Origin of the sequence: Roseovarius pelagicus (assembly GCF_025639885.1) — a bacterium.
Classification (GTDB): domain Bacteria; phylum Pseudomonadota; class Alphaproteobacteria; order Rhodobacterales; family Rhodobacteraceae; genus Roseovarius; species Roseovarius pelagicus.
In genome coordinates, this window is sequence record NZ_CP106738.1 from 697211 (window position 1) to 718816 (window position 21606).

Annotated in this window: 18 protein-coding genes, 1 tRNA gene and 2 pseudogenes; 15 read left to right on the forward strand and 6 right to left on the reverse strand. The window is 59.5% G+C overall.

Going from position 1 to position 21606, the window contains the following annotated elements; genetic code table 11:
* Positions 1–285 precede the first annotated feature (285 nt).
* The 5 genes and pseudogenes from N7U68_RS04390 to pdxH form a co-directional block, all read right to left on the reverse strand.
* Positions 286–3964: pseudogene (locus tag N7U68_RS04390) on the reverse strand (vitamin B12-dependent ribonucleotide reductase).
* 610 nt (positions 3965–4574) lie between these two features.
* Positions 4575–4652: transfer RNA gene (locus tag N7U68_RS04395), tRNA-Pro, on the reverse strand.
* A 61-nt stretch (positions 4653–4713) separates the two neighbouring features.
* The gene (locus N7U68_RS04400) at positions 4714–5196 is read right to left on the reverse strand and encodes a DUF192 domain-containing protein (protein WP_263048360.1); all 483 of its coding nucleotides are present in this window, start codon (positions 5194–5196) and stop codon (positions 4714–4716) included.
* Positions 5166–5690, reverse strand: coding sequence for a cold-shock protein (locus N7U68_RS04405; protein ID WP_165191975.1), 525 nt, complete (start codon positions 5688–5690; stop codon positions 5166–5168). The genes N7U68_RS04400 and N7U68_RS04405 overlap by 31 nt, the downstream gene beginning before the upstream one ends.
* Positions 5691–5822: 132 nt before the next feature.
* Positions 5823–6428, reverse strand: coding sequence for a pyridoxamine 5'-phosphate oxidase (gene pdxH, locus N7U68_RS04410; RefSeq protein ID WP_165191974.1), 606 nt, complete (start codon positions 6426–6428; stop codon positions 5823–5825).
* Between the two features lie 283 nt (positions 6429–6711).
* On the opposite strand from pdxH, the gene fabI reads away from it, so the two are divergent.
* The 7 genes from fabI (at position 6712) to N7U68_RS04445 (ending at position 13947) form a co-directional block, all read left to right on the forward strand.
* Positions 6712–7527, forward strand: a complete 816-nt coding sequence (gene fabI, locus N7U68_RS04415; RefSeq protein WP_263048361.1) for an enoyl-ACP reductase FabI — start codon at positions 6712–6714, stop codon at positions 7525–7527.
* 6 nt (positions 7528–7533) lie between these two features.
* Positions 7534–8139 carry a LysE family translocator gene (locus N7U68_RS04420; RefSeq protein WP_263048362.1) on the forward strand — a complete coding sequence of 202 codons (606 nt, stop codon included), beginning with the start codon at positions 7534–7536 and terminating at the stop codon, positions 8137–8139.
* Positions 8140–8157: 18 nt separating this feature from the next.
* A complete protein-coding gene (gpt, locus tag N7U68_RS04425) occupies positions 8158–8658 on the forward strand; it encodes a xanthine phosphoribosyltransferase (protein WP_165191971.1) in 501 nt (166 codons plus the stop codon).
* A gap of 86 nt (positions 8659–8744) precedes the next feature.
* A complete protein-coding gene (locus tag N7U68_RS04430; RefSeq protein ID WP_263048363.1) occupies positions 8745–9941 on the forward strand; it encodes an aminotransferase in 1197 nt (398 codons plus the stop codon).
* A 67-nt stretch (positions 9942–10008) separates the two neighbouring features.
* Positions 10009–11850, forward strand: coding sequence for a peptidyl-prolyl cis-trans isomerase (locus tag N7U68_RS04435; protein WP_263048364.1), 1842 nt, complete (start codon positions 10009–10011; stop codon positions 11848–11850).
* 12 nt (positions 11851–11862) lie between these two features.
* Positions 11863–13374 carry an anthranilate synthase component I gene (gene trpE / locus N7U68_RS04440; protein ID WP_263048365.1) on the forward strand — a complete coding sequence of 504 codons (1512 nt, stop codon included), beginning with the start codon at positions 11863–11865 and terminating at the stop codon, positions 13372–13374.
* 27 nt (positions 13375–13401) lie between these two features.
* Positions 13402–13947 (forward strand): pseudouridine synthase, encoded by a 546-nt coding sequence (locus N7U68_RS04445; RefSeq protein WP_263048366.1) that lies wholly within the window; start codon positions 13402–13404, stop codon positions 13945–13947.
* Between the two features lie 2 nt (positions 13948–13949).
* Here N7U68_RS04445 and N7U68_RS04450 read toward each other — a convergent pair whose 3' ends face one another.
* A complete protein-coding gene (locus N7U68_RS04450; RefSeq protein WP_263048367.1) occupies positions 13950–15353 on the reverse strand; it encodes a divergent polysaccharide deacetylase family protein in 1404 nt (467 codons plus the stop codon).
* 112 nt (positions 15354–15465) lie between these two features.
* Here N7U68_RS04450 and N7U68_RS04455 point away from each other — a divergent pair, with 112 nt between their 5' ends.
* The 8 genes and pseudogenes from N7U68_RS04455 to N7U68_RS04490 all read left to right on the forward strand — a co-directional run bounded on the left by N7U68_RS04455 (position 15466) and on the right by N7U68_RS04490 (position 21599).
* The gene (locus N7U68_RS04455) at positions 15466–16059 is read left to right on the forward strand and encodes an anthranilate synthase component II (RefSeq protein ID WP_165191966.1); all 594 of its coding nucleotides are present in this window, start codon (positions 15466–15468) and stop codon (positions 16057–16059) included.
* Positions 16056–17078 (forward strand): anthranilate phosphoribosyltransferase, encoded by a 1023-nt coding sequence (trpD, locus tag N7U68_RS04460; RefSeq protein ID WP_263048368.1) that lies wholly within the window; start codon positions 16056–16058, stop codon positions 17076–17078. Before N7U68_RS04455 ends, trpD begins: the two co-directional genes overlap by 4 nt.
* Positions 17075–17887: pseudogene (gene trpC / locus N7U68_RS04465) on the forward strand (indole-3-glycerol phosphate synthase TrpC); the annotation flags it as partial. The gene trpD and the pseudogene trpC, both read left to right, overlap by 4 nt.
* 3 nt (positions 17888–17890) lie before the next feature.
* The gene (moaC, locus tag N7U68_RS04470; RefSeq protein WP_165191963.1) at positions 17891–18367 is read left to right on the forward strand and encodes a cyclic pyranopterin monophosphate synthase MoaC; all 477 of its coding nucleotides are present in this window, start codon (positions 17891–17893) and stop codon (positions 18365–18367) included.
* Positions 18364–19536: a molybdopterin molybdotransferase MoeA gene (locus tag N7U68_RS04475; protein WP_165191962.1), complete on the forward strand. Its 1173-nt coding sequence runs from the start codon at positions 18364–18366 to the stop codon at positions 19534–19536. Before moaC ends, N7U68_RS04475 begins: the two co-directional genes overlap by 4 nt.
* A gap of 60 nt (positions 19537–19596) precedes the next feature.
* Positions 19597–20208: a hypothetical protein gene (locus N7U68_RS04480; protein ID WP_263048369.1), complete on the forward strand. Its 612-nt coding sequence runs from the start codon at positions 19597–19599 to the stop codon at positions 20206–20208.
* Entirely contained in the window at positions 20195–20659 is a 465-nt protein-coding gene (locus N7U68_RS04485; protein WP_263048370.1) for a hypothetical protein, read from the forward strand. The genes N7U68_RS04480 and N7U68_RS04485 overlap by 14 nt, the downstream gene beginning before the upstream one ends.
* A 49-nt stretch (positions 20660–20708) precedes the next feature.
* Positions 20709–21599 (forward strand): IS1 family transposase, encoded by an 891-nt coding sequence (locus N7U68_RS04490; protein ID WP_263048371.1) that lies wholly within the window; start codon positions 20709–20711, stop codon positions 21597–21599.
* Positions 21600–21606: the final 7 nt, after the last annotated feature.

Here is a 21606-nt window from a genome sequence, read left to right on the forward strand (position 1 = left end):
CTGCACCGTAGGCCGGGCTTCAGCCCGGCACAAAAGAACATGTCGACAGAAAAACGGGGGGCGCTCAGGCCCCCCGATCAAGTTTCGCCGTTCAGGCTCACTCATTTACACCGCTCGGTTTTTTTGCCTGCGGCCTGAACGTCGTCCAAGGCGAGCGCACCCGCCTCTTGAACGTCGAAATGCCATCGCATTTCGGCGAGCAGGGTGTACCGGATTTCAAAGAAATCTGCGGGCCCTGCCCGATCTGAGTGGCGCGCCAGCCAAAGACCGGCGCGCCCTATCTCCTCAGCTACACCCGGACGTCCCGCCGCAGGTGTTGCACTTCATGCAGGTGCCATTGCGGACCAGCGTATAGTTTCCGCAATCGCCGCACGCCTCGCCCTCGTAGCCCTGCATCTTGGCCTTGGTGCGCGCATCCATGGTGACACGTCCCGAGGTCAGCGTGGTCGACGTGGTAGCCACGCTGGCCGTCACCGCCGTCTCAGGCACCAGCGTTTCCAGCACCGCGACCGGATCAGCGCGACCATCAAACGAAATACCACCCAGCGACTGACCGCCATTCAGCACCACCAGCTCTTGTGGCAGACGCTTGCGCAGATAGCCGGTCGAGCTGATTTGCTTCAGCACTTCCAATGACTTGTTGGCAGCTGCTTCGCTCATCTCGCTGATGTTGCTGACGCCTTCTTCTTCACCGCGGCCCAGATCATCAAAGCTGTGGCCTTCGGGTTTAACATGCGCCAGATCGGTCCGGTCAAGGTAGCTGACCGCCAGTTCACGGAAGATATAGTCGAGGATCGACGTAGCATTCTTGATACTGTCATTGCCCTGCACCATGCCGGCCGGTTCGAACTTGGTAAAGGTGAACGCGTCCACGAACTCCTCCAGCGGCACACCGTATTGCAGGCCCACGCTGACGGCGATGGCAAAGTTGTTCATCATCGCGCGGAAACCGGCACCTTCCTTGTGCATGTCGATGAAGATCTCGCCCAGTTGACCATCTTCATACTCGCCCGTGCGCAGATACACCTTGTGACCACCGACAATCGCCTTTTGGGTATAACCCTTGCGGCGTTCCGGCATCTTCTCGCGGTGCGATTTGACGATTTCCTTGACGATGATCTTCTCAACGATCTTCTCGGCCAGAACGGCGGCCTTTTCCTGCGGTGTGCCGCTCTCCAACACTTCTGCCGCGTCGTCATCATCCTCGACCAGCGCAGCCGCCAGCGGCTGAGACAGTTTCGAGCCATCACGATAGAGCGCGTTAGCTTTGACACCCAGCGACCAGCTCAGCTCGTACGCCTTCTGGCAATCGGTGATCGTCGCATCATTGGGCATGTTGATCGTCTTGCTGATCGCGCCCGAGATGAACGATTGCGCGGCGGCCATCATGGTGATGTGGCTGTTCACGTCCAGATACCGCTTGCCCTTCTTGCCGCAAGGGGTTGGCGCAGTCAAAGATGTGGTAATGCTCGACCTTCAGATGCGGCGCCCCTTCCAGCGTCATCGTCCCGCAAACATGGTCGTTGGCCGCATCAATATCCGCCTTGGAATAGCCCAGCGATGCCAGCAGATCAAAGGTCGGATCATTCAGCTTGGCCGCGGGGATGCCCAAGACATTGGTGCAGAACTCTTCGCCCAGCGTCCATTGGTTGAACACGAACCGGATATCGAATGCCGACCCCAGGGCCGCATCCACCTTGGCCAGTTCATTCGAGCCAAAGCCATGTCCGATCAGCGACGTGTGGTTGACGCCCGGCGCGTTGCCGATGGTGGCGTGGCCTACGGCATAGCTAACGATCTCTTCGATCTGTGCGCTGCCATAGCCCAGCTTTTCCAGAGCAGCGGGAACCGATTGGTTGATGATCTTAAAGTAACCACCCCCCGCGAGTTTCTTGAACTTCACCAGCGCAAAGTCCGGCTCGATCCCTGTTGTGTCGCAATCCATCACCAGCCCGATCGTCCCGGTGGGGGCGATCACGGTCGCTTGGGCGTTGCGATAGCCGTGCTTCTCACCCAGCTTCAGCGCCTCGTCCCAGCTGGACATCGCCAGATCGACCAGACGGCTGTCGGGGCAATTGGTCAGGTCCAGTGGCACCGGCTTGACGGCGAGCGCCTCGTAGCCTTCGGTCGCACCATAGGCGGCGTTGCGGTGGTTGCGGATGACACGCAGCATATGGTCGCGGTTTTTCTTGTAGCCCGCGAACGGACCCAGCTCTCCGGCCATTTCGGCGGATGTGGCATAGCTCACACCTGTCATAATCGCGGTCAGCGCCCCGCAGAGTGCGCGGCCCTCGTCACTGTCATAGCCCAGCCCCATGTTCATCAGCAGCCCGCCAATGTTGGCATAGCCCAGACCCAGCGTGCGGAAATCATAGCTGCGTTGTGCGATTTCCTTGGACGGGAATTGCGCCATCATCACGCTGATTTCCAGCGTCACGGTCCACAGACGCGATGCATGCATGTAACCTTCGGCGTCGAACTTGCCATCCTTAAAGAAGGTTAGCAGGTTCATCGACGCTAGGTTACAGGCCGTATCGTCAAGGAACATGTACTCCGAACACGGGTTTGATCCGCGGATCTCGCCATCCTCAGGGCAGGTGTGCCATGCGTTGACAGTGTCGTGGTACTGAATGCCCGGATCGGCACAGGCCCATGCGGCGTGCCCGACATCTTCCCACAGATCGCGCGCCTTGATGGTTCGTGCCACTTTGCCATCCGTACGGTTGATCAGCGCCCAGTCGGCATCCTCTTCAACTGCTTTCAAAAAGGCGTCGGTAACGCGGATCGAGTTGTTCGAGTTCTGTCCCGAAACCGATGCGTAGGCTTCCAAATCCCAGTCAGTGTCGTAGGTCGGGAATTCGATGCTGTCATACCCCTGCTTGGCATAATCCAGCACGCGCTTGACATATGTCTCGGGGATCGCGCTTTTCTTGGCGCCGCGAATGGCGTTTTTCAGTTGTTCGTTCTTCTTGGGGTCAACCGAATCCTCAGAGCTGCCATCCCATGCGCGGATCGCGCCAAAGATGTCGTTCAGCTTCTCTTCGTGCATCTTGCTGCCCGCGACGATGCTGGCGACCTTCTGCTCTTCCTTGACCTTCCAGTTGATGAATTCCTGCACATCGGGGTGATCGGCGTCACAGATCACCATCTTGGCGGCGCGCCGCGTGGTGCCACCCGACTTGATCGCACCGGCAGCCCGGTCGCCGATTTTCAGAAAGCCCATCAGCCCCGACGACTTGCCGCCGCCCGACAGCGGCTCGTCCGCCGCCCGCAAGCTGGAGAAGTTGGTGCCAGTGCCAGAGCCATATTTGAACAGGCGCGCCTCGCGCACCCACAGATCCATGATGCCACCATCGCCGACCAGATCATCAGAGACCGACTGGATGAAACATGCATGTGGCTGGGGATGCTCATAGGCGCTGGTGGATTTCGTCAGCGTCTCGGTCTTGTAGTCGACGTAGTAATGCCCCTGCCCCGGTCCATCAATTCCGTACGCCCAATGCAGGCCGGTGTTGAACCATTGCGGACTGTTCGGTGCTGCCATCTGCTCGGCCAGCATGACGCGCATTTCGTCGAAATAGGCCTGTGCGTCCGCTTCCGTGGTGAAATAGCCGCCTTTCCAGCCCCAGTAGGTCCATGCCCCTGCCAAACGGTCGAACACCTGCCGCGCGCTGGTCTCTCCGCCTTTTTCGACATCGTCCCCATCAGGAACGGACCGCCACAGAAACTCGGGCACGCCCTTTTCCTTGACGCGCTTCAGCTTGGCGGGAACGCCTGCCTTGCGAAAGTACTTCTGCGCGATCACATCGCTGGCAACCTGACTCCAGCCTGCCGGTACCTCGACATTGTCGAGCTTGAAGACGGTCTTGCCGTCAGGATTGCGGATTTCCGAAGAAGTGGTCTTGAAGTTGAGCTCTGCGTAAGCGTCTTGGCCTGCCTTGGTGAATTTTCTTTCGATTTTCATTGTATCGCTGCCCCATGATCCAGCATCTTTGTTTTACGCGCTATCCGGCGTTGCGGCACCGCGCCCTCTCGTTTTTACCGGCAACAATGACCTATCCCCCTCGCTGCGTGGTTCATCACGCGGCAGGAACCCGCCGGGCACGCCGCGCCCGGATGTGTTCTGGGAATTTGTCCCTGTCCAGTCGCGCCACACTACATGTTGTGGTCTACTCACCGGCCTGCACAATCTGACGTATATACGCATAGCGGGTCAACGGGAAATTTACGAAATGCTAACCAAAAAATAGTTGACGTTTCGGCTTTGACGCCGCGCGGTCGTGACCGAATGATTCATCCCCAAACTTGCCCACAGATGCTGCAATGGCATTGCTGCGGTAGCGCGATGTATGAAAGCCCAAGTTTTCGGCCCGTTTAGCCACATCACTTCACAAGCCAACAGAAATGACGCACAGGCAATCGCGGCAAAATGCTCTGGAAATCTTAATAAATGTTAACGTGCTTATTTTTTTTGCAACCGGCGCAGCCTGCGCAAGAATGCAACACTGCGCAACCAGTTCGCGCGGCGCGCTGACGCGCCAACCGCGCGAAATTGGATGTATCGCTAGGAAAGATGGTCGGGGCGGCGAGATTCTGAACTCACGACCCCCTGTACCCAAAACAGGTGCGCTACCAGACTGCGCCACGCCCCGGACCATGGCGCGTGTCTAATGCGCAATTTCGGGATTGAAAAGCCCTAACAGACAAGAAGTTTCAGCAAGGCCAAACTGCCCGATCCGCCGCGACCGACGGGTGCCGTATCTCGCTGCCCGCGACGATCCCCAGACGTTCCGCCAGACCGCCGTTGATCTCCAGCACCAGACGCGTGTCGTTGCCGCTCATAATCGGTGACAGGCTATGCGGCTTGGCGCGATGATGTACCTTTTTCACCGTGCCCGTCGCATCAATGAAAATCATATCGAGCGGAATCAGCGTGTTCTTCATCCAGAATCCCACGCGCCGCTCGTCAGGATAGACGAAAAGCATGCCGACACTTTGCGGCATACTTTCGCGATGCATCAGACCCTTGGCGCGCTCGGCCTCATCGTCGGCCACGTCTACAGTAAAACGGGCCTGGCCCCAATCGCCGCGCAATTGCACCTGAGCCTCGCGGCACTCGTCCGCAAAAACCGTTCCTGCACCGAGACACAGCACCACGGCCAGTCCTAGTTTTCCGATTTTATCGCGCTTTCCCATCCACACACCTCCGTGGCCATTCGGCCACGCTTACCATCTATCACACGAATTGCCAGCGCCTCGCCCGGTTGCAGGTCCGCCAGACCCGACCGGCGCAACACTTCTATATGGACGAAAACATCCTCGTCGCGACCAAAGGTATTGGCAAAGCCGAATCCCTTACCCTTGTCGAACCACTTGATCCGCGCCGGTTCCAGCGTCGCGGCACGGATCAGTTCGGGGTCAATCTCGTCCAGATCGGCCAGCCCATTTGATTCGTCCGTACGCGGGGGGCAAATTTCATAAACCTCGACCGCCTGAACACCGCGCTCGGTATCCTGCACGTCGATCTCCACGCCCGCTTCATCCGCAACCGAGCTTTGCCCGAAGTTGCGCAGCACATTGGCATGCAACAAGATGTCGGGGCCACCTTCGTCAGCCACAACAAATCCGAACCCCTTAACGGGGTCGAACCACTTAACGTGCCCACGCACCCTGCGGACAGTGTCTTCCATTGACGTCAATATTCTCTCTTTCGACTGGTTCTGCAGCCCTCACCCCAACTATAACCTTCGTAGAAACTCTTGCTTGTTGCAAGCAGAAAACAGATGGCTTTTCAGGGCGTTGCAGTTTACGCGACGTGAGTGTCAAGGGTTCAGTCGAGCAATTTCCCATGGCATTTCAGGGGCTTCGCGACGCCATACAAACCGATCATGCAAGCGAAATTCGCCATCGGCCCAGAATTCTATTTCCACCGGCGTAATCTTGAATCCGCCCCAAAATGGCGGCCGGGACGGATTTGTGCCGTGCCGTGCCGATACCTTGGCCACCTCAGCCATCAGCGCAGCACGGCTTTTTAGCGGGCGTGACTGGCGCGATGCCCAAGCCCCCAACCGAGATTTGAGCGATCGCGAGGCATAATAAGCATCCGCCTCTGGTCCTTCAAAACGCGCCACCTGACCGCGCACCCGCACCTGACGGCGCAGGGATTTCCAGTGCATCACAAACGCGGCCTGCCCGTTCACGGCCAGTTCGCCCCCTTTGGCGCTGTCATAATTTGTATAAAAGACAAAGCCATCGGCGGCGATTTCCTTTAGCAGCACCATGCGCACATTGGGCAGACCATCGGAATCCGCCGTCGCCAGCGCGATCGCATTCGGATCGTTCGGCTCCGAGGCCTCGGCCGCTGACAGCCAGCTCTGGGCGATCTCGAATGGGTTGTCCCCTGAGAAAATGCCTGTCCGCTTGATCATCTGGTCTCTCCTAGGGTCCATGCCGTCTTCGACATATGGCGCGAATCATCTCTTACCGGCGCTATCTGAGCATTGCTGATGCCCAGTACAACCCAGCAGGCTTTCTGCTGCGATACACGGCACGGGATTGCTCAAAGCGCGTCCTGACGACGTTAAATCAACAATATGCTGTAGTAAAACGCGACAATCGGGGTTGTCTGGCTTTCGCGCAAAGCGGCGCTTCAGATTTTTCAAGAAACACTTTAAAGGATCAAAAGAGATAAAATTGGGCGGAGACCGGGACATGTCAAATCAACTGATGGCGGGCAAGCGCGGATTGATCATGGGCCTGGCCAATGACAAGTCTATCGCATGGGGCATTGCACGCGCCTGCGCCGATGCAGGCGCCGAGATGGCATTCTCCTATATGGGCGACGCGTTCAAGAAACGGGTAGAGCCGCTGGCCGCTCAACTAGGCGTCGAACACCTGTTCGATTGCAACGTGTCCGACCCTGCCTCGATCGACACCGCCTTTGCCGAAATCGAAAAGGTCTGGGGCAAGATCGATTTTCTCGTTCACGCCATCGGCTTTTCCGACAAGAACGAATTGCGTGGCCGCTATGTCGACACCAGCCGCGATAATTTCCTGATGACGATGGATGTCAGCTGCTACAGCTTCACGGCCGTCGCACAACGCGCCGAGAAAATGATGAATGACGGCGGCTCGATGCTGACCCTCACCTATTACGGTGCCGAACAGGTCATGCCGCATTACAATGTTATGGGCGTAGCCAAGGCCGCACTGGAGGCATCGGTGAAATACCTCGCCGAGGATCTGGGCAAGGACGGCATCCGCGTCAACGCGATCAGTGCCGGCCCGATCAAGACGCTGGCCGCCAGCGGCATCGGCGATTTCCGCTATATCCTGAAATGGAACGAGTTGAATTCGCCCCTGCGCCGCAACGTGACCATCGACGACGTGGGCAAATCCGCCCTCTACCTGCTCAGCGATCTGGGCAGCGGCGTCACCGGCGAAAACCTGCATGTCGATGCGGGCTATCACATCGTCGGGATGAAGGCAGTGGATGCTCCCGATATCGACGCCACCAACAAGGGCTAATACGCGATGGAACTGGCGCACCTCATTGCCTTTAACCTCGCACTTCTGGCGGCCATTGCCAGCCCCGGCCCGTCCCTGCTGTTTCTGATCAAGACCACACTGACCGCCGGTCGCCGCGCAGGCATCGCCGCCGCTGCTGGTCTGGCGCTGATGGCGGCACTATGGACGTTGATGGCGCTACTTGGCCTTGATGGAATCTTCACCCTGTTCCCTTGGCTATACGCCGTGTTGAAAACGCTGGGTGCCGCCTACCTGATCTATATCGCGGTGATGACATGGCGGCATGCCAGCCAACCGGTGACATCCGGCGATGCGCCAGCAACGCGACGCGCGTTCCTGTCCGGGTTCCTCGTCAACCTCGGTAATCCTAAATCGGTGTTCTTTTCCGCGGCTGTTCTGGTGGTGATATTCCCCGCCGACCTCGGTGCCGCTGAGAAGGCGGTAATTTTCGCCAACCACCTAACTGTGGAAATGATCGTACAGCCGATGCTCGCGATCATGCTCTCGACCACCGCCATCAGCCGCCGCTATCTGGCGTTCAAACCGGTGCTGGACCGGATCACCGCCGCCGTACTGGGCGCACTCGGCCTGCGTCTGCTGCTCAGCCGTTAACCAAATCGGAGACTTGCCATGATCGACCCACTGCCGCATGAAAAAGGCTTTCACGTCAGCTGGGACCAGTTGCACCGCGATGCGCGCGCATTGGCGTGGCGGCTGGACGGGCATGGGCCTGACGATGGCAACTGGCGCGCCGTGGTGGCGATCACGCGGGGCGGCATGGCACCGGCGATGATTGTCGCGCGCGAGTTGGACATCCGCACCGTCGATACCATCAGCGTCAAGAGCTACAACCATCAGACCCAGAGCGAACCAAAGGTGATCAAGTCGCCCGATATGGACGTGATCGGTGACGGCACCGGCGTGCTGATCGTTGATGACCTCGTCGATACCGGTCGCACGCTCGAAGTGGTACGCGCCCACATGCCCAATGCCCATGTCGCCACGGTCTATGCCAAGCCGATGGGGCGATCACAGGTTCAGACCTTCGTGACCGAAGTCAGTCAGGACACTTGGATCTTTTTCCCGTGGGACATGGCCCTGCAATATGTCGAACCCTATCGCGGCGCCTGATCCGGCACCGATGTAATACCTACACGATACCGACGTGATACCGACGCGGCAAAACCGCTGCAAAACCGCCCTGCCCGGAGCCTCCGATGACCCGCACTTCCAGCACCTTTCTGCCTCCTGTCATGGAATCCCGTCGCTGGCTTGACGGCATCACGTTCAGTGCCGACCGCCCGCTGATCAACGTCAGTCAGGCGGCCCCGGTCGACCCGCCGCCACATGCGCTGCGGCAGGCCATCGCCGATGCCGCGCTCACCCAGACCGATGCCCATCTTTACGGCCCCGTACTGGGGCTGCCCGAACTGCGCCACGAGGTCGCGACGCAGTGGAGCGCGGGCTATGGTGGTGCCGTGGCGGCAGACAATGTCGCGATCACGTCTGGCTGCAATCAAGCGTTCTGCGCGGCCATCGTCACGCTATGCGATCAAGGGGATGAGGTAATCCTGCCAACCCCATGGTATTTCAATCATAAAATGTGGCTAGATATGAACGGTGTACGCACCATTCCCCTGCCCGTCGGCGCGGGCTTGCTGCCCGACCCGGAAAAGGCCGCCGCACGCATCACCCCTCGCACCCGCGCCATTGCCTTGGTCACGCCGAACAATCCGGGCGGTGTGGAATATCCTGCCGATCTGGTTCGTGCCTTCTTTGACCTCGCACGCAGCCGCGGCATCGCCCTGATCCTCGATGAGACCTATCGTAACTTTGATTCCCGAACCGGCGCACCACATGACCTTCTGACCGATCCCGACTGGGCGGAGACGCTGATCCAGCTCTATTCGTTTTCCAAGGCCTACCGCCTGACCGGCCACAGAGTCGGCGCGATGATCAGTTCACCGCAACGTCTTGCTGAAGCAGAGAAATTTCTGGATACCGTTACAATCTGTCCGAACCAGCTAGGCCAGATCGCGGCGCTGTGGGGGATGCAGAATCTGGCGCAATGGCTCTCGGGGGAACGCGCTGAAATCCTTGATCGCCGCGCGGCGATCGAAGACAACATGCCCGCGCTGGAAACCGACGGCTGGCGCTTGCTGGGATGTGGCGCTTACTTCGCATATCTTCAGCATCCCTTTGCAGACAGCTCTGCCACGCTAGCCCCGAAACTGGTCCGCGAGGCAGGTGTTCTGCTGCTGCCGGGCACCATGTTCACCCCTCAGGGCGATCCGCTCGGCTTGCGCAGTTTTCGCGTGGCCTTTGCCAATGTGGACCGCGATGGTATCGGCGCACTGATGCACCGGTTGTCGGGTCTTGGCTGGCCTCTTGCCCCGGACCGGGCCAACGCGTAGACAGTCCCGGACCTGACCGCCACCGGCGGCAAACGCAGGCTATGCAAGCGCATCAAAAGAGGGCCCGATGAAAGGCAACACCGTTTCCAAATCCGCGATGTGGGTGCTTATGGCCCTGCTGATCCTTGGCCTTGGCGGCTTTGGCGTCACCAACCTGTCCGGCAATGTCCGCAGTGTCGGGACCGTCGGCGATGCCGAGATTGACCTGAACGCCTATGCCCGCGCGCTACAGGCCGAGATCCGCGCGCTTGAGGCAGATCGCGGCGAACCGGTCTCGTTCGCGCAGGCGCAGGCTGATGGTGTAGATGCCCGCGTACTGTCCCGACTGGTATCCGAGGCCGCACTGGACCATGAAACATCCCGGCTGGGCCTGTCCATCGGAGACACAAACCTGCGCGACCAGATCCTCGACATTCCCGGATTTCGCGGTATCGACGGTAAATTCGACCGCGAGGCCTATACGTTCGCCCTTGATCAGGCCGGTCTCAGCGAAGCCGCGTTTGAGGCTGATATCCGCGCAGAAACTGCCCGGACGCTGGTGCAAGGGGCCATTCTCTCTGGAGTGAGCACACCGACCGCTTATACTGACGCGATCCTGACCTATGTGGGCGAGGCGCGCGATGTCACGATGGCAACGCTCGCGCGTGGTGATCTGACGACCGGGTTGCCAGAGCCGACTGACGAGGATTTGCGCAGCTATCATCAGTCCCACCTGCCCGATTTCACCAAGCCGGAAACCCGCGCGATCACCTATGTCTGGCTTACGCCCGAGATGATCATCGACGAGGTCGAAGTGGACGACGCCGCCCTGCGCGAGGCGTATGAGGCGCGACTGGACGAATTCATTCAGCCCGAGCGCCGCCTCGTCGAACGTCTGGCGTTTCCCGATCGCGCCGCAGCAGAAGCTGCTAAAGCCGAGATCGACGCAGGTACCCGCAGTTTCGAGGATTTCGTAGAGGATCGCGGACTGGAATTGAGCGATGTAGATATGGGCGATGTCGCCTTGGGCGATCTGGATGGTGCTGGGTCCGACGTATTCGCAGCCAATGTCGGCGATATTGCCGGTCCGCTCGACAGTCCCATCGGTCCTGCCCTGTTCCGTGTAAACGCCGTGCTTCAGGCGACTGAAACCACCTATGAAGACGCCGAGGCAGAGTTGCGTGACGCACTTGCAGGCGACCGGGCCCGTCGCGTGATCGACGCCCAGATCGACACTGTTGACGATCTGCTGGCAGGTGGTGCCACGCTGGAGGATATCGCAGATGAGACGGACATGGAGCTGGGTCAGATCGACTGGCACGGGGGGGTCGTAGAAGGCATCAGCGCCTATACCGGTTTCCGTCAGGCCGCGCCGACAATCACCACCTCTGACTACCCCGAAGTCGCAACGCTGGAAGACGGCTCGATCTTTGCCATGCGGCTCGACGGGATTACCGAGCCCGAGATTCAGCCGCTCGAAGATGTACGCGCAGCCGTTCGCTCGGCCTGGCTGACACAGTCGGCCACGGACGCATTGCGGTCCCAGATCGCCGATCAGGTCACGGCGTTGCAGAACGGCGACAGCTTCGAGGATACAGGTCTTGCCAGCGAATCCGTGATTGGTCTGACGCGTCGTGGTTTCCAGCCCGGAACGCCACCCGAATTCATCGAAACCGTTTTCAAGATGGCAGAGGGCGACGTCACCCTAATTGACGGCAATGAAAGTCTGTTCATTGTGCGTCTCGACCAGATCACCCCGCCTAATGACGAGGACCCCGAACTGGCGCAGCTGCGCAAGGGACTTGCCGATCAGGCAGCGGGCATTATCGCACAGGACTTTTATCAGGTGCTGGCTGCCGACATCCGCAACCGCGCTGGCATCACGCTGGACCAGCAGGCGTTGAATGCCGTCCATGCGAACTTTCAGTAGGGCGCACGATTGATGGAACTGACCCCCAAATTCGACGACTTTGCCCCGCGCTTTGACGCGGGCAAGGCTCAGGTGGTCTATGCCCGTCTCGCGGCCGACCTCGACACACCCGTGTCGTTGATGCTCAAGCTGACGGATGCAGCCCCCGACGCATTCATGCTGGAATCGGTCACCGGTGGCGAGGTGCGTGGGCGCTATTCGATCATCGGGATGAAACCGGACCTGATCTGGAAATGCCACGGCACCACCAGTCAGATCAACCGACAGGCCCGCTTTGACGGTGATGCCTTCACCGCTCAGGATGGTGATCCGCTGGACAACCTGCGGTCATTGATCGCCGAAAGCCGTATTGACCTGCCAGACGGCCTGCCCGCTGCCAGTGCGGGACTCTTTGGCTATCTCGGCTATGACATGATCCGTCTGGTCGAACACCTGCCAGACGTGAACCCTGACCCGCTTGGCCTGCCTGATGCGGTCATGCTGCGCCCCTCTGTCGTGGCTGTGCTTGACGGTGTCAAAGGCGAGGTCATCGTCGTGGCCCCGGCATGGACAGATCAGGGTCAATCCGCCCGTGCCGCCTATGCTCAGGCTGCTGAACGGGTGATGGATGCGGTGCGTGATCTGGAACGTGCGCTGCCCCGCGCCAGTCGCGAGATGGGCGAGGCGCACGAGGATGCGCCGCCAGTGTCGAATTTCACCCGCGATGCCTATAAGGACGTCGTAGAGAAAGCCAAGGAATATATCCGCGCGGGCGACATTTTTCAGGTGGTGCCCTCGCAACGCTGGACACAGCCGTTTGCCCAACCGCCTTTCGCGCTCTATCGCTCCTTGCGCCGCACGAACCCGTCCCCCTTCATGTTCTATTTCAATTTCGGCGGTTTTCAGGTGGTGGGTGCCAGCCCCGAGATCCTTGTGCGGGTCTTTGGCAAAGAGGTCACGATCCGTCCCATCGCAGGCACCCGCCCACGCGGCGCAACACCCGAGGAAGATCGCGCGAACGAGGCCGATCTTCTGGCCGATCAGAAAGAACTGGCAGAACATCTGATGCTGCTCGATCTGGGCCGCAACGATACCGGGCGCGTCAGCAAGATCGGCACAGTCCACCCGACCGAAGAATTCATTATCGAACGTTACAGCCATGTGATGCACATCGTCAGCAACGTCGTGGGCGAACTGGCCGAGGATCAGGACGCACTCAGCGCCCTGTTGGCCGGACTGCCTGCTGGGACCGTCAGTGGCGCGCCCAAAGTTCGCGCGATGGAAATTATCGACGAGCTGGAGCCAGAAAAACGCGGCGTCTATGGCGGCGGCGTGGGGTATTTCAGTGCCGGTGGCGATATGGACGTCTGCATCGCCCTGCGGACGGCGGTGGTCAAGGATCACAAGCTCTATATTCAGGCCGGTGGCGGTGTGGTCTATGACAGCGACCCCGAGGCGGAATATATGGAAACCGTGCATAAATCGAACGCCATCCGACGCGCCGCAGCCGACGCCGCACGCTTCACCGGCGATGGCAACACGTAGGCCGGGCTTCAGCCCGGCACGCGCCCCATGACCCGTCTCATCCTCTTTAACAAACCGCATGGTGTCCTGTCGCAATTCACCGACAAGGGAACCGAAGGCAGCCCGCGCGCCACGCTTTCCGATTACATTGACCTACCCGGCGTCTATCCCGCCGGGAGGTTGGACCGCGACAGCGAGGGGCTACTGATCCTGACCGATGACGGCAAACTACAAGCGCGCATTGCCGACCCGCGCTATAAACAACCCAAGACCTATCTGGTTCAGGTCGAAGGCTTGCCCGACGACACTGCCCTGCACGCTCTTGCCAAAGGTGTCACACTGAAGGATGGGCAGACCCGTCCTGCACAGGTGCGCCGGATCGATCCGCCCGACCTCTGGCCCCGCGACCCGCCTGTGCGCTACCGCAAATCCGTGCCCGACTGCTGGCTCGAGATCATCATCTCTGAAGGGCGCAACCGGCAAGTGCGACGCATGACCGCCCATGTGGGCCACCCGACACTGCGTCTGGTGCGTTGGCAGATCGGCGGGTGGTCATTAGACGGTATCGCGCCGGGTGCATGGCGCGACGGCTAATGCTATTGCTCTTGGGTCAACACCGCTGAAACCGGCGCAATCGCGACACTGTTGGCCCGATCCTGAAGCCCCCACAGCAACAGGGCGCTAATCGTGTCGGCCTGTAGACGCCCCAGCATGATCACCTCGCCCTGACCGCGCCCGGCCTTGAATGCCGCCTGATCCAGAAAGCGTCGGATCACGGTCGCGTTTTGCCCCTTGGAATCGAAGTCGCGGAACACGCTGCCCGTGGGCACGCCTTCGCGCTCGATCAGTTTGCGTGCGGTGTCCAACCCGTTGGGAAACAGAACCAACCCATGACCGCTTTCCAGCAGGATCGGGGCCAGTTGTTCCGCAGCAGCGCGCCCGGACTGCAGGCCGCTATCCGTCCCTTCCAGTACTGCGACGGCTTCGGGCACGGCGTTTAGCACGGTCTGCATTGCAATTTCGGTGTCACTGGCCTGTGCGCCCGGTGGCAGGTTCACCATTACCAGCACTTCGAATCCTGCATCCCGGTAGCGTTTCATCGCGGCTGTCGCGCCGTCCCACGCGGCATCCACCGCAAAACTCAGTGGATAGGGGAAATTCGACAATGCCTCCAAACCGATCGGGCTGGAGCCGTCGTCGATCAGGACGATCGCCATCAGCGGCTTGCCGTCGGGATTGTCGAACGGTGTCGCGTGCGCGTCTATGGCGCGCCGGGCGCTATCGGGGCGGGCGCTGATGTCGCTTGCAGTTTCCGCCTCTGCCGGCGCATCGGTGACCGATGGCAAGCGGTTGGTCGCAATCCCCGTCGCAAGATCACCGATTGTCCCGCTCGGGGCGGTCACCTCGGGCTTGACCATGGCTTCGATGTCCACATCCGTTTCGGGTGATTCCGTTGTGTCCGGTATCGCCGAAACCTGCGGAGCGTCCGCTTCTTCTTTCGGGAATGCAGCCGACTCTGCGTCTACGGCTGGCTGCATCGGCTGGGCCGGGTCCACAGAGATCGACAATTCTTCCTCGCTGCCCGGCGCATCGGGCGCGGCGCTTTGTGGGCTGGGCAACACGGCTGTATCATCCTGACCAAAATTCACCGTGTTATCATCTGTTGCAACCTGTGGTGCACTCAGGTTGGCCTGAGCTTCGCCGGTTTGGGGCACGGCAGCGGGTTGCATATCCGCATCCTCGATCACGCTCAGATCATCGGGCGCTGACGTGCTGACCTCTGGCGCACCTTCGACCAGCGGCACGGTATCAGGTTCAGAGGTCATCGCCACAGGCTCGTCCTCGCGCGACTGATTGAACTCGGACCCCGCAGGCACTTCGAGCGCCGCCGCCTCCGGCGCGGTGCGTGCGGGGATCTCGGTTATCACCGACGCCACGCCCAATCCCAACCCCGACACCATTGTGCCGACAATAATTCCACCGAAAAATCCGTGTGCCATCTTTAAATCACCTCTACCGCTCTTTGCGCCTCTTGACGGTTCCAGCTAAGCCTGAGCAAGTATATCGCGACCCGGCCCCCGGCCTCCACCCCCCATTCGCGCGAGGCGCCACATGCTGCTCTTGATAGATAACTACGACAGTTTCACCTACAACCTCGTACATTATGTGGGCGAACTTGGCGCCGACGTCTTGGTTCGCCGCAACGATGCACTGGATGTACAGGCTGCAATGGCACTGCGGCCCGATGGCATTCTGCTGTCGCCGGGGCCGTGCGACCCGGATCAGGCGGGCATTTGTCTGGCGCTGACCGAAGCAGCGGCCGAGACGGGCATTCCACTATTGGGGGTCTGTCTGGGGCACCAGACGATCGGGCAGGTCTTTGGCGGCAAGGTCGTGCGCCATTCCGAGATTGTTCATGGCAAGATGGGCCATGTCCTGCACGGAGGAAAAGGCGTGTTTGCCGGACTACCATCGCCTTTTGACGCGACCCGCTATCACAGCCTCGTTGTCGACCGCGCCACCCTGCCAGATACGCTCGAGGTGACCGCCGAACTGGAGGATGGAACGATTATGGGTCTGCAACACAAGACGCTGCCGATCCATGGCGTGCAATTTCACCCCGAATCGATCGCGTCACAGCACGGCCACGCACTGCTCAAGAATTTTCTCGACATGATGACCCAACCCACCGGAGTGGCAGCATGAGCGACGGGTTGAAGCCGCTCATCGGCACCGCAGCCGACCGTCCGCTGACACGCGCGGAAGCCGAGGTTGCCTTTACCGCCCTCTTTGAAGGCGAAGCAACGCCCAGCCAGATCGGGGGTCTGCTCATGGCGCTCCGCACCCGTGGCGAAACAGTGGATGAATACGCCGCCGCCGCTGCCGTCATGCGCGCCAAGTGCAAATCAGTTCGCGCGCCCGAGGGGGCAATGGACATCGTTGGCACCGGTGGTGACGGCAAGGGCACGTTGAACATCTCGACAGCGACCGCGTTCGTCGTCGCTGGCGCAGGTGTGCCAATCGCCAAACATGGTAACCGCAATCTAAGCTCGAAATCCGGCGCGGCGGACGCGTTGGGGCAGATGGGCGTCAACGTGATGGTTGGCCCGGAAGTGGTTGAAAAGGCACTGCAAGAGGCCGGAATCGCCTTTATGATGGCCCCCATGCACCACCCTGCGATTGCCCATGTCATGCCGACGCGGACAGAGTTGGGCACGCGCACGATTTTCAATATCCTCGGCCCACTCACCAATCCGGCGGGGGTGAAACGACAGTTGACCGGCGCATTCGCGCGCGACCTCATCCGTCCTATGGCCGAAACACTGGGACAGCTGGGATCGGAATGTGCGTGGTTGGTGCATGGCAGCGATGGTACGGATGAACTGACAATTACCGGCGTCAGTTGGGTATCGGTACTGGAAACCGATGGCAGCATCCGCGATATAGAAGTCCACCCCGAGGATTTCGGCCTGCCCGTTCATCCATTCGAGGACATTCTGGGCGGCACTCCCCGAGAAAACGGGGATGCGTTCCGTGCCCTGTTGGATGGTGCGCCGGGGGCGTATCGCGACGCGGTATTGCTGAACGCAGCGGCGGCCCTCGTCGTTGCCGAGCATGCGCCTGACCTCAAGTCGGGGGTTGCACAGGCCCGCGAGAGTATCGACAGTGGAGCCGCGCGTGAGCGGCTGCAAATACTGGCCAAAGTGACATCGGAGACGACATGAGCACCCCAACGATTCTGGAAAAGATCAAAGCTTACAAGCTGGAAGAAGTGGCGGCCGCCAAAGAAGAGGTGTCGCCCGATGAAATGAACGAGCGCGCCCATTCGGCACCTGCCGTCCGCGATTTCAAAGAAGCACTGACCCAAGCGAGCAAGGTTGGCTATGGCCTGATCGCTGAAATCAAGAAGGCCAGCCCATCCAAGGGTCTGATCCGCGCCGATTTCGACCCCGAGGCGCTGGCGATCGCCTATGCCGAGGGCGGAGCCACCTGCCTCAGCGTGCTGACCGACACGCCCAGTTTTCAGGGTGCAAAGGAATATCTGACCATTGCCCGCGCGGCCTGCGACTTGCCCGTTCTGCGCAAGGATTTCATGTATGACCCCTATCAGGTGGCCGAGGCGCGCGCATTGGGGGCCGATTGCATCCTGATCATCATGGCAAGTGTCTCTGACGAACAGGCTATCGAGCTGGAAGCGGCCGCAAAACAATGGGGTATGGATGCCATCCTCGAAGTGCATAACGAGGCCGAAATGCAGCGCGCGGCGCTGTTGGATTCACCCATGATCGGCATCAATAATCGTGACCTGAACACCTTCGAGACATCGCTCGACACGACCCGGCATCTGGCACGGATCGCCCCGGTAGAGGCTCTTTTGATTTGCGAAAGCGGACTGGAAACAAGCGAAGATTTGGCCGATATGGCGCGTTACGGCGCCCGCAGCTTTCTGGTTGGCGAAACATTGATGCGCGCCGAGGACGTGGCAACCGCAACCCGCGCGCTGCTGGCCGATCCGTTGCTCAGCGGAGGAGTTCTAGTGGCCGAACTGACGCATTTCGATGGCAAAGGCGATGCACATATGGTCGATGTCTCTGCCAAGGCAGTGACCGACCGCATCGCGGTAGCTGCCTGTCACGTTAGTATGGCAGCGCAAACCTTTGAAATCGTATCAGAAGGCCGCGCCAAGAAAGGCGACGTTCTGTCCGTGGCCCGGCTGGCCGGTATCATGGGCGCAAAGAAAACACCGGACCTCATCCCGCTTTGCCATCCACTGCCCATCGCATCAGTTGCTATCGAACTTGCACTGGATCCCGACTTACCAGGTGTCCGAATCGAGGCGACCGTCAAGACGACCGGGCAAACCGGGGTCGAGATGGAAGCCCTGACCGCCGCTGCAACAGCGGCCCTGACTGTCTATGACATGGTCAAGGCCGTGGATCGGGCCATGCAGATCGGCGGCTTGCACGTTGTACTGAAAGACGGTGGAAAATCAGGGCGGTACAGTGCGGAATGATTTCTGTTGATGACGCGCTGAACGAGCTGTTTGCGTTGACGGAACCTATGACCGTCGAAACGATCCCACTGATTCAGGCCGCAGGGCGTGTACTGGCGAAACCTGTGCAGGCGAAGCGCGATCAGCCGCCCTTTGCTGCTTCGGCAATGGATGGGTATGCCATTCGTGGCGCAGAGGCCGCGCCCGGCGCACAATTCGAGGTTATCGGAGAGGCGGCAGCCGGTCATCGCTATGACGGCAGCGTACCCGCTGGCAAGGCCGTCCGCATCTTTACCGGCGCGCCCCTGCCCGCAGGCTGCGACCGGGTGATCATTCAAGAAGATGTCGCCCGCACGGGTGACACGATCACACTGGGCAGCAGACTGGACGCCGGGCCGCATGTCCGTCCAGCCGGGGCTGATTTTCGGCAGGGTGCAGAATTCGCCGCACCGCGCCTGCTGCGCCCGCATGATATCGCCCTGCTGGCCTCGATGAATATTCCCGACGTGCCTGTTTATCGCAAACCCCGTGTGGCGTTGATCGCGACCGGTGATGAACTGGTAATGCCCGGAGAATCCCCCGGACCCGACCAGATCATCGCGTCTAATTCCTTTGGTCTGAAGGCGCTGTTGGATGCAAACGGCGCCGAGGCGCGCCTGTTGCCCATCGCCCGAGACACCGTGCCGGCGCTGGAAACCGCGTTTGATCTGGCGCGCGACTGTGACCTGATCATCACCATCGGCGGCGCGTCAGTCGGCGACCATGATCTGGTCGGTACGGTCGCACAGGCGCAAGGGATGTCGCGCAGTTTCTACAAAGTAGCGATGCGTCCCGGCAAACCGTTGATGGCCGGACGCATGGGCCGGGCGGCAATGATCGGCCTGCCCGGCAATCCCGTCTCGGCGATGGTCTGCGGCCATGTCTTCGTCTTGCCGGTCTTGCGCGCGATGTTGGGACTGGGTTTCGCCTCTGCTCCGCGCCAGAAGGCACCGCTTGCGATCGACCTGCCGTCAAACGGCCCCCGCGAGCATTACATGCGCGCCACGCTGGGCGCGGACGGCCTGCACCCCGCGACGCGGCAGGACAGCGCGCTGCTGACGGTTCTGGCCCAAGCCAACGCCCTACTGGTTCGCCCCGTCAGCGATGATGCCCGCCGCGCAGGCGAGATCGTCGAATGTATCCGGTTCTAGGGCGCAACGTCACCACCAATACGGTAGTGTCTCAGTTTGAAAGTGGGCGGGATTGACGCCATGAAAAATCGCACCAAATTTAACCTAGCGTTAACAGAGATCGCGCGAGAATGGCGCGCCCTGCTTATTCTATGGGTCTTGCGCAGTGGAAAATTTATCCACATATGGTGTAAGAATCTGTTAACATCAGATCAAAAGCGCGACCGAAACCGCGCACTCGAGAGGAGAGGCGACTATGCCAAAAGGACCGCAAGGGCAAAGACGCCCGGCGGACGTGATCGGCAATGCAGTTCACATTGCCCGCATTGCGACCGGCGAAGAACAGGAAACATCGTTGAAGCAACCAGCCAAGCGCAAGAGCGGTTTGGCGGGTGCAAAGGCACGTCTGGAGTCAACAACAGCCGACGAGCGCAAGATTATTGCGCAAAAGGCTGCCGCAGCGAGGTGGGGTTAATGCCTTTTGATTTCCCCGCCTTTCACAAAAGTGGATGGGCTTATCGTGATTGTTACACCATTGACCCCCAAAAAGGTGCGTGGGCTTGGGAAAAGCTAAATCTTAACCAGCTTGGCCTTGAAATCGGGATGTTGCCGCGAACCTTGCATTTTGCCCTGCTCGAAACTCTTAAGGAGCGGAAAACTTTGGAGAAAACGTCAGGGAATGGCGTTGACTGAGGGCGATCCTGACTCCCCTAAAAATGGCGAAGTGCTAGGCCCGGCAGCGTCTAGGCCTAGTGATGACAGTCCCGTTGGTGACAACTACATTGCCCTTATTTCCCAATACACTGAGCGTCCAGACCTCTTGATAAATGCTCTCGAATCTCATGATCCGGGATTCGTTAAGCGCATGAATGAAAAGGCAGAGTCCAGATCGGATCGCATGGCTGACGCGAGATTTTGGTTTGGCGGGATACAGGCTTATTCCGGCTTGGTGGTTGCAGTATTGGCAGCACTGACTGTTTTGGGGCTGTTGGTCTTTGCCGTTACCCAACTTGACGCAGGTTTCTGGCTGATAATCGGTCTTGCAGCCTTTTATGCGGTCACTCAAGGCGGGCCGTCTGGATTCATGGAGCTTTGCAGGGGGATCAGTGATCTCTTCCGGCGGGGTTCAAATAAGCCGAATTAAACTGAACTTTTTGCTTGATAATCTGAAATAACATACTTATATCAAGGGTATGAACAGATTAGATATACCCAAGCGCGTAATGATCCTGAATATGATGATCGAAGGCATGTCCATGCGCTCGATCTCGCGGGCCGTTGGCGTTTCGATCAACACGGTAACTAAGCTTTTGATTGAAGCTGGCGAGGCTTGTGCAGTTTATCACGACGAAACAGTGCGCAACGTCCAAGCAAATCACGTCCAGTGCGATGAAATCTGGTCGTTCTGCTATGCCAAGGAAAAAAACGTCAAAACGGCAAAGGCGGCACCGGAAGGCGCTGGCGATGTATGGACGTGGACCGCGATTGAGCGCGACACCAAGTTGATCCTTTCGTTCGAGGTGGGTGATCGTTCGGGCGCGACGGCAATTGAATTCATGGATGATCTGCGCGCACGTCTTGCTAACCGCGTTCAACTGACCACAGACGGGCATAAGGCGTATCTGGAGGCCGTAGAGGGCGCGTTTGGTGGCGATGTAGACTATGCGATGCTGGTCAAGCTGTACGGCTCTGCTACAGGTAGCAAAGGGCACGAGCGCAAGTATTCCCCCGCTGAATGCACCGGCGCGCGCAAGGAGATTGTTGCGGGCTATCCGGTCAAAGAAATGGTCAGCACGTCTCACGTTGAGCGCCAGAACCTTTCGATGCGCATGGGTATGCGCCGCTTCACGCGCCTAACTAATGGTTTCAGCAAGAAGCTGGAAAACCACCTTCACATGCTGAGCCTGTACTTTGTTCATTACAACTTCGTGCGCATCCACAAGACGCTGAAATGCACCCCGGCAATGGCGGCTGGCGTCAGCGACACGCTGCACGGCATGGAATGGATTGTCGGGCTGATTGATGCAGCAGCACCTGCGCCTAAGAAGCGCGGACCATATAAGAAAAAAGATATTTCAAACTGAGACACTA

Excerpts from the sequence above, each read along its gene's own strand:
- N7U68_RS04400 (WP_263048360.1), bottom strand. The coding sequence starts at position 5,196 with ATGGGAAAGCGCGATAAAATCGGAAAACTAGGACTGGCCGTGGTGCTG.
- N7U68_RS04405 (WP_165191975.1), bottom strand. The coding sequence starts at position 5,690 with ATGGAAGACACTGTCCGCAGGGTGCGTGGGCACGTTAAGTGGTTCGAC.
- pdxH (WP_165191974.1), bottom strand. The coding sequence starts at position 6,428 with ATGATCAAGCGGACAGGCATTTTCTCAGGGGACAACCCATTCGAGATC.
- fabI (WP_263048361.1), top strand. The coding sequence starts at position 6,712 with ATGTCAAATCAACTGATGGCGGGCAAGCGCGGATTGATCATGGGCCTG.
- N7U68_RS04420 (WP_263048362.1), top strand. The coding sequence starts at position 7,534 with ATGGAACTGGCGCACCTCATTGCCTTTAACCTCGCACTTCTGGCGGCC.
- gpt (WP_165191971.1), top strand. The coding sequence starts at position 8,158 with ATGATCGACCCACTGCCGCATGAAAAAGGCTTTCACGTCAGCTGGGAC.
- N7U68_RS04430 (WP_263048363.1), top strand. The coding sequence starts at position 8,745 with ATGACCCGCACTTCCAGCACCTTTCTGCCTCCTGTCATGGAATCCCGT.
- N7U68_RS04435 (WP_263048364.1), top strand. The coding sequence starts at position 10,009 with ATGAAAGGCAACACCGTTTCCAAATCCGCGATGTGGGTGCTTATGGCC.
- trpE (WP_263048365.1), top strand. The coding sequence starts at position 11,863 with ATGGAACTGACCCCCAAATTCGACGACTTTGCCCCGCGCTTTGACGCG.
- N7U68_RS04445 (WP_263048366.1), top strand. The coding sequence starts at position 13,402 with ATGACCCGTCTCATCCTCTTTAACAAACCGCATGGTGTCCTGTCGCAA.
- N7U68_RS04450 (WP_263048367.1), bottom strand. The coding sequence starts at position 15,353 with ATGGCACACGGATTTTTCGGTGGAATTATTGTCGGCACAATGGTGTCG.
- N7U68_RS04455 (WP_165191966.1), top strand. The coding sequence starts at position 15,466 with ATGCTGCTCTTGATAGATAACTACGACAGTTTCACCTACAACCTCGTA.
- trpD (WP_263048368.1), top strand. The coding sequence starts at position 16,056 with ATGAGCGACGGGTTGAAGCCGCTCATCGGCACCGCAGCCGACCGTCCG.
- N7U68_RS04475 (WP_165191962.1), top strand. The coding sequence starts at position 18,364 with ATGATTTCTGTTGATGACGCGCTGAACGAGCTGTTTGCGTTGACGGAA.
- N7U68_RS04480 (WP_263048369.1), top strand. The coding sequence starts at position 19,597 with ATGAAAAATCGCACCAAATTTAACCTAGCGTTAACAGAGATCGCGCGA.
- N7U68_RS04485 (WP_263048370.1), top strand. The coding sequence starts at position 20,195 with ATGGCGTTGACTGAGGGCGATCCTGACTCCCCTAAAAATGGCGAAGTG.
- N7U68_RS04490 (WP_263048371.1), top strand. The coding sequence starts at position 20,709 with ATGAACAGATTAGATATACCCAAGCGCGTAATGATCCTGAATATGATG.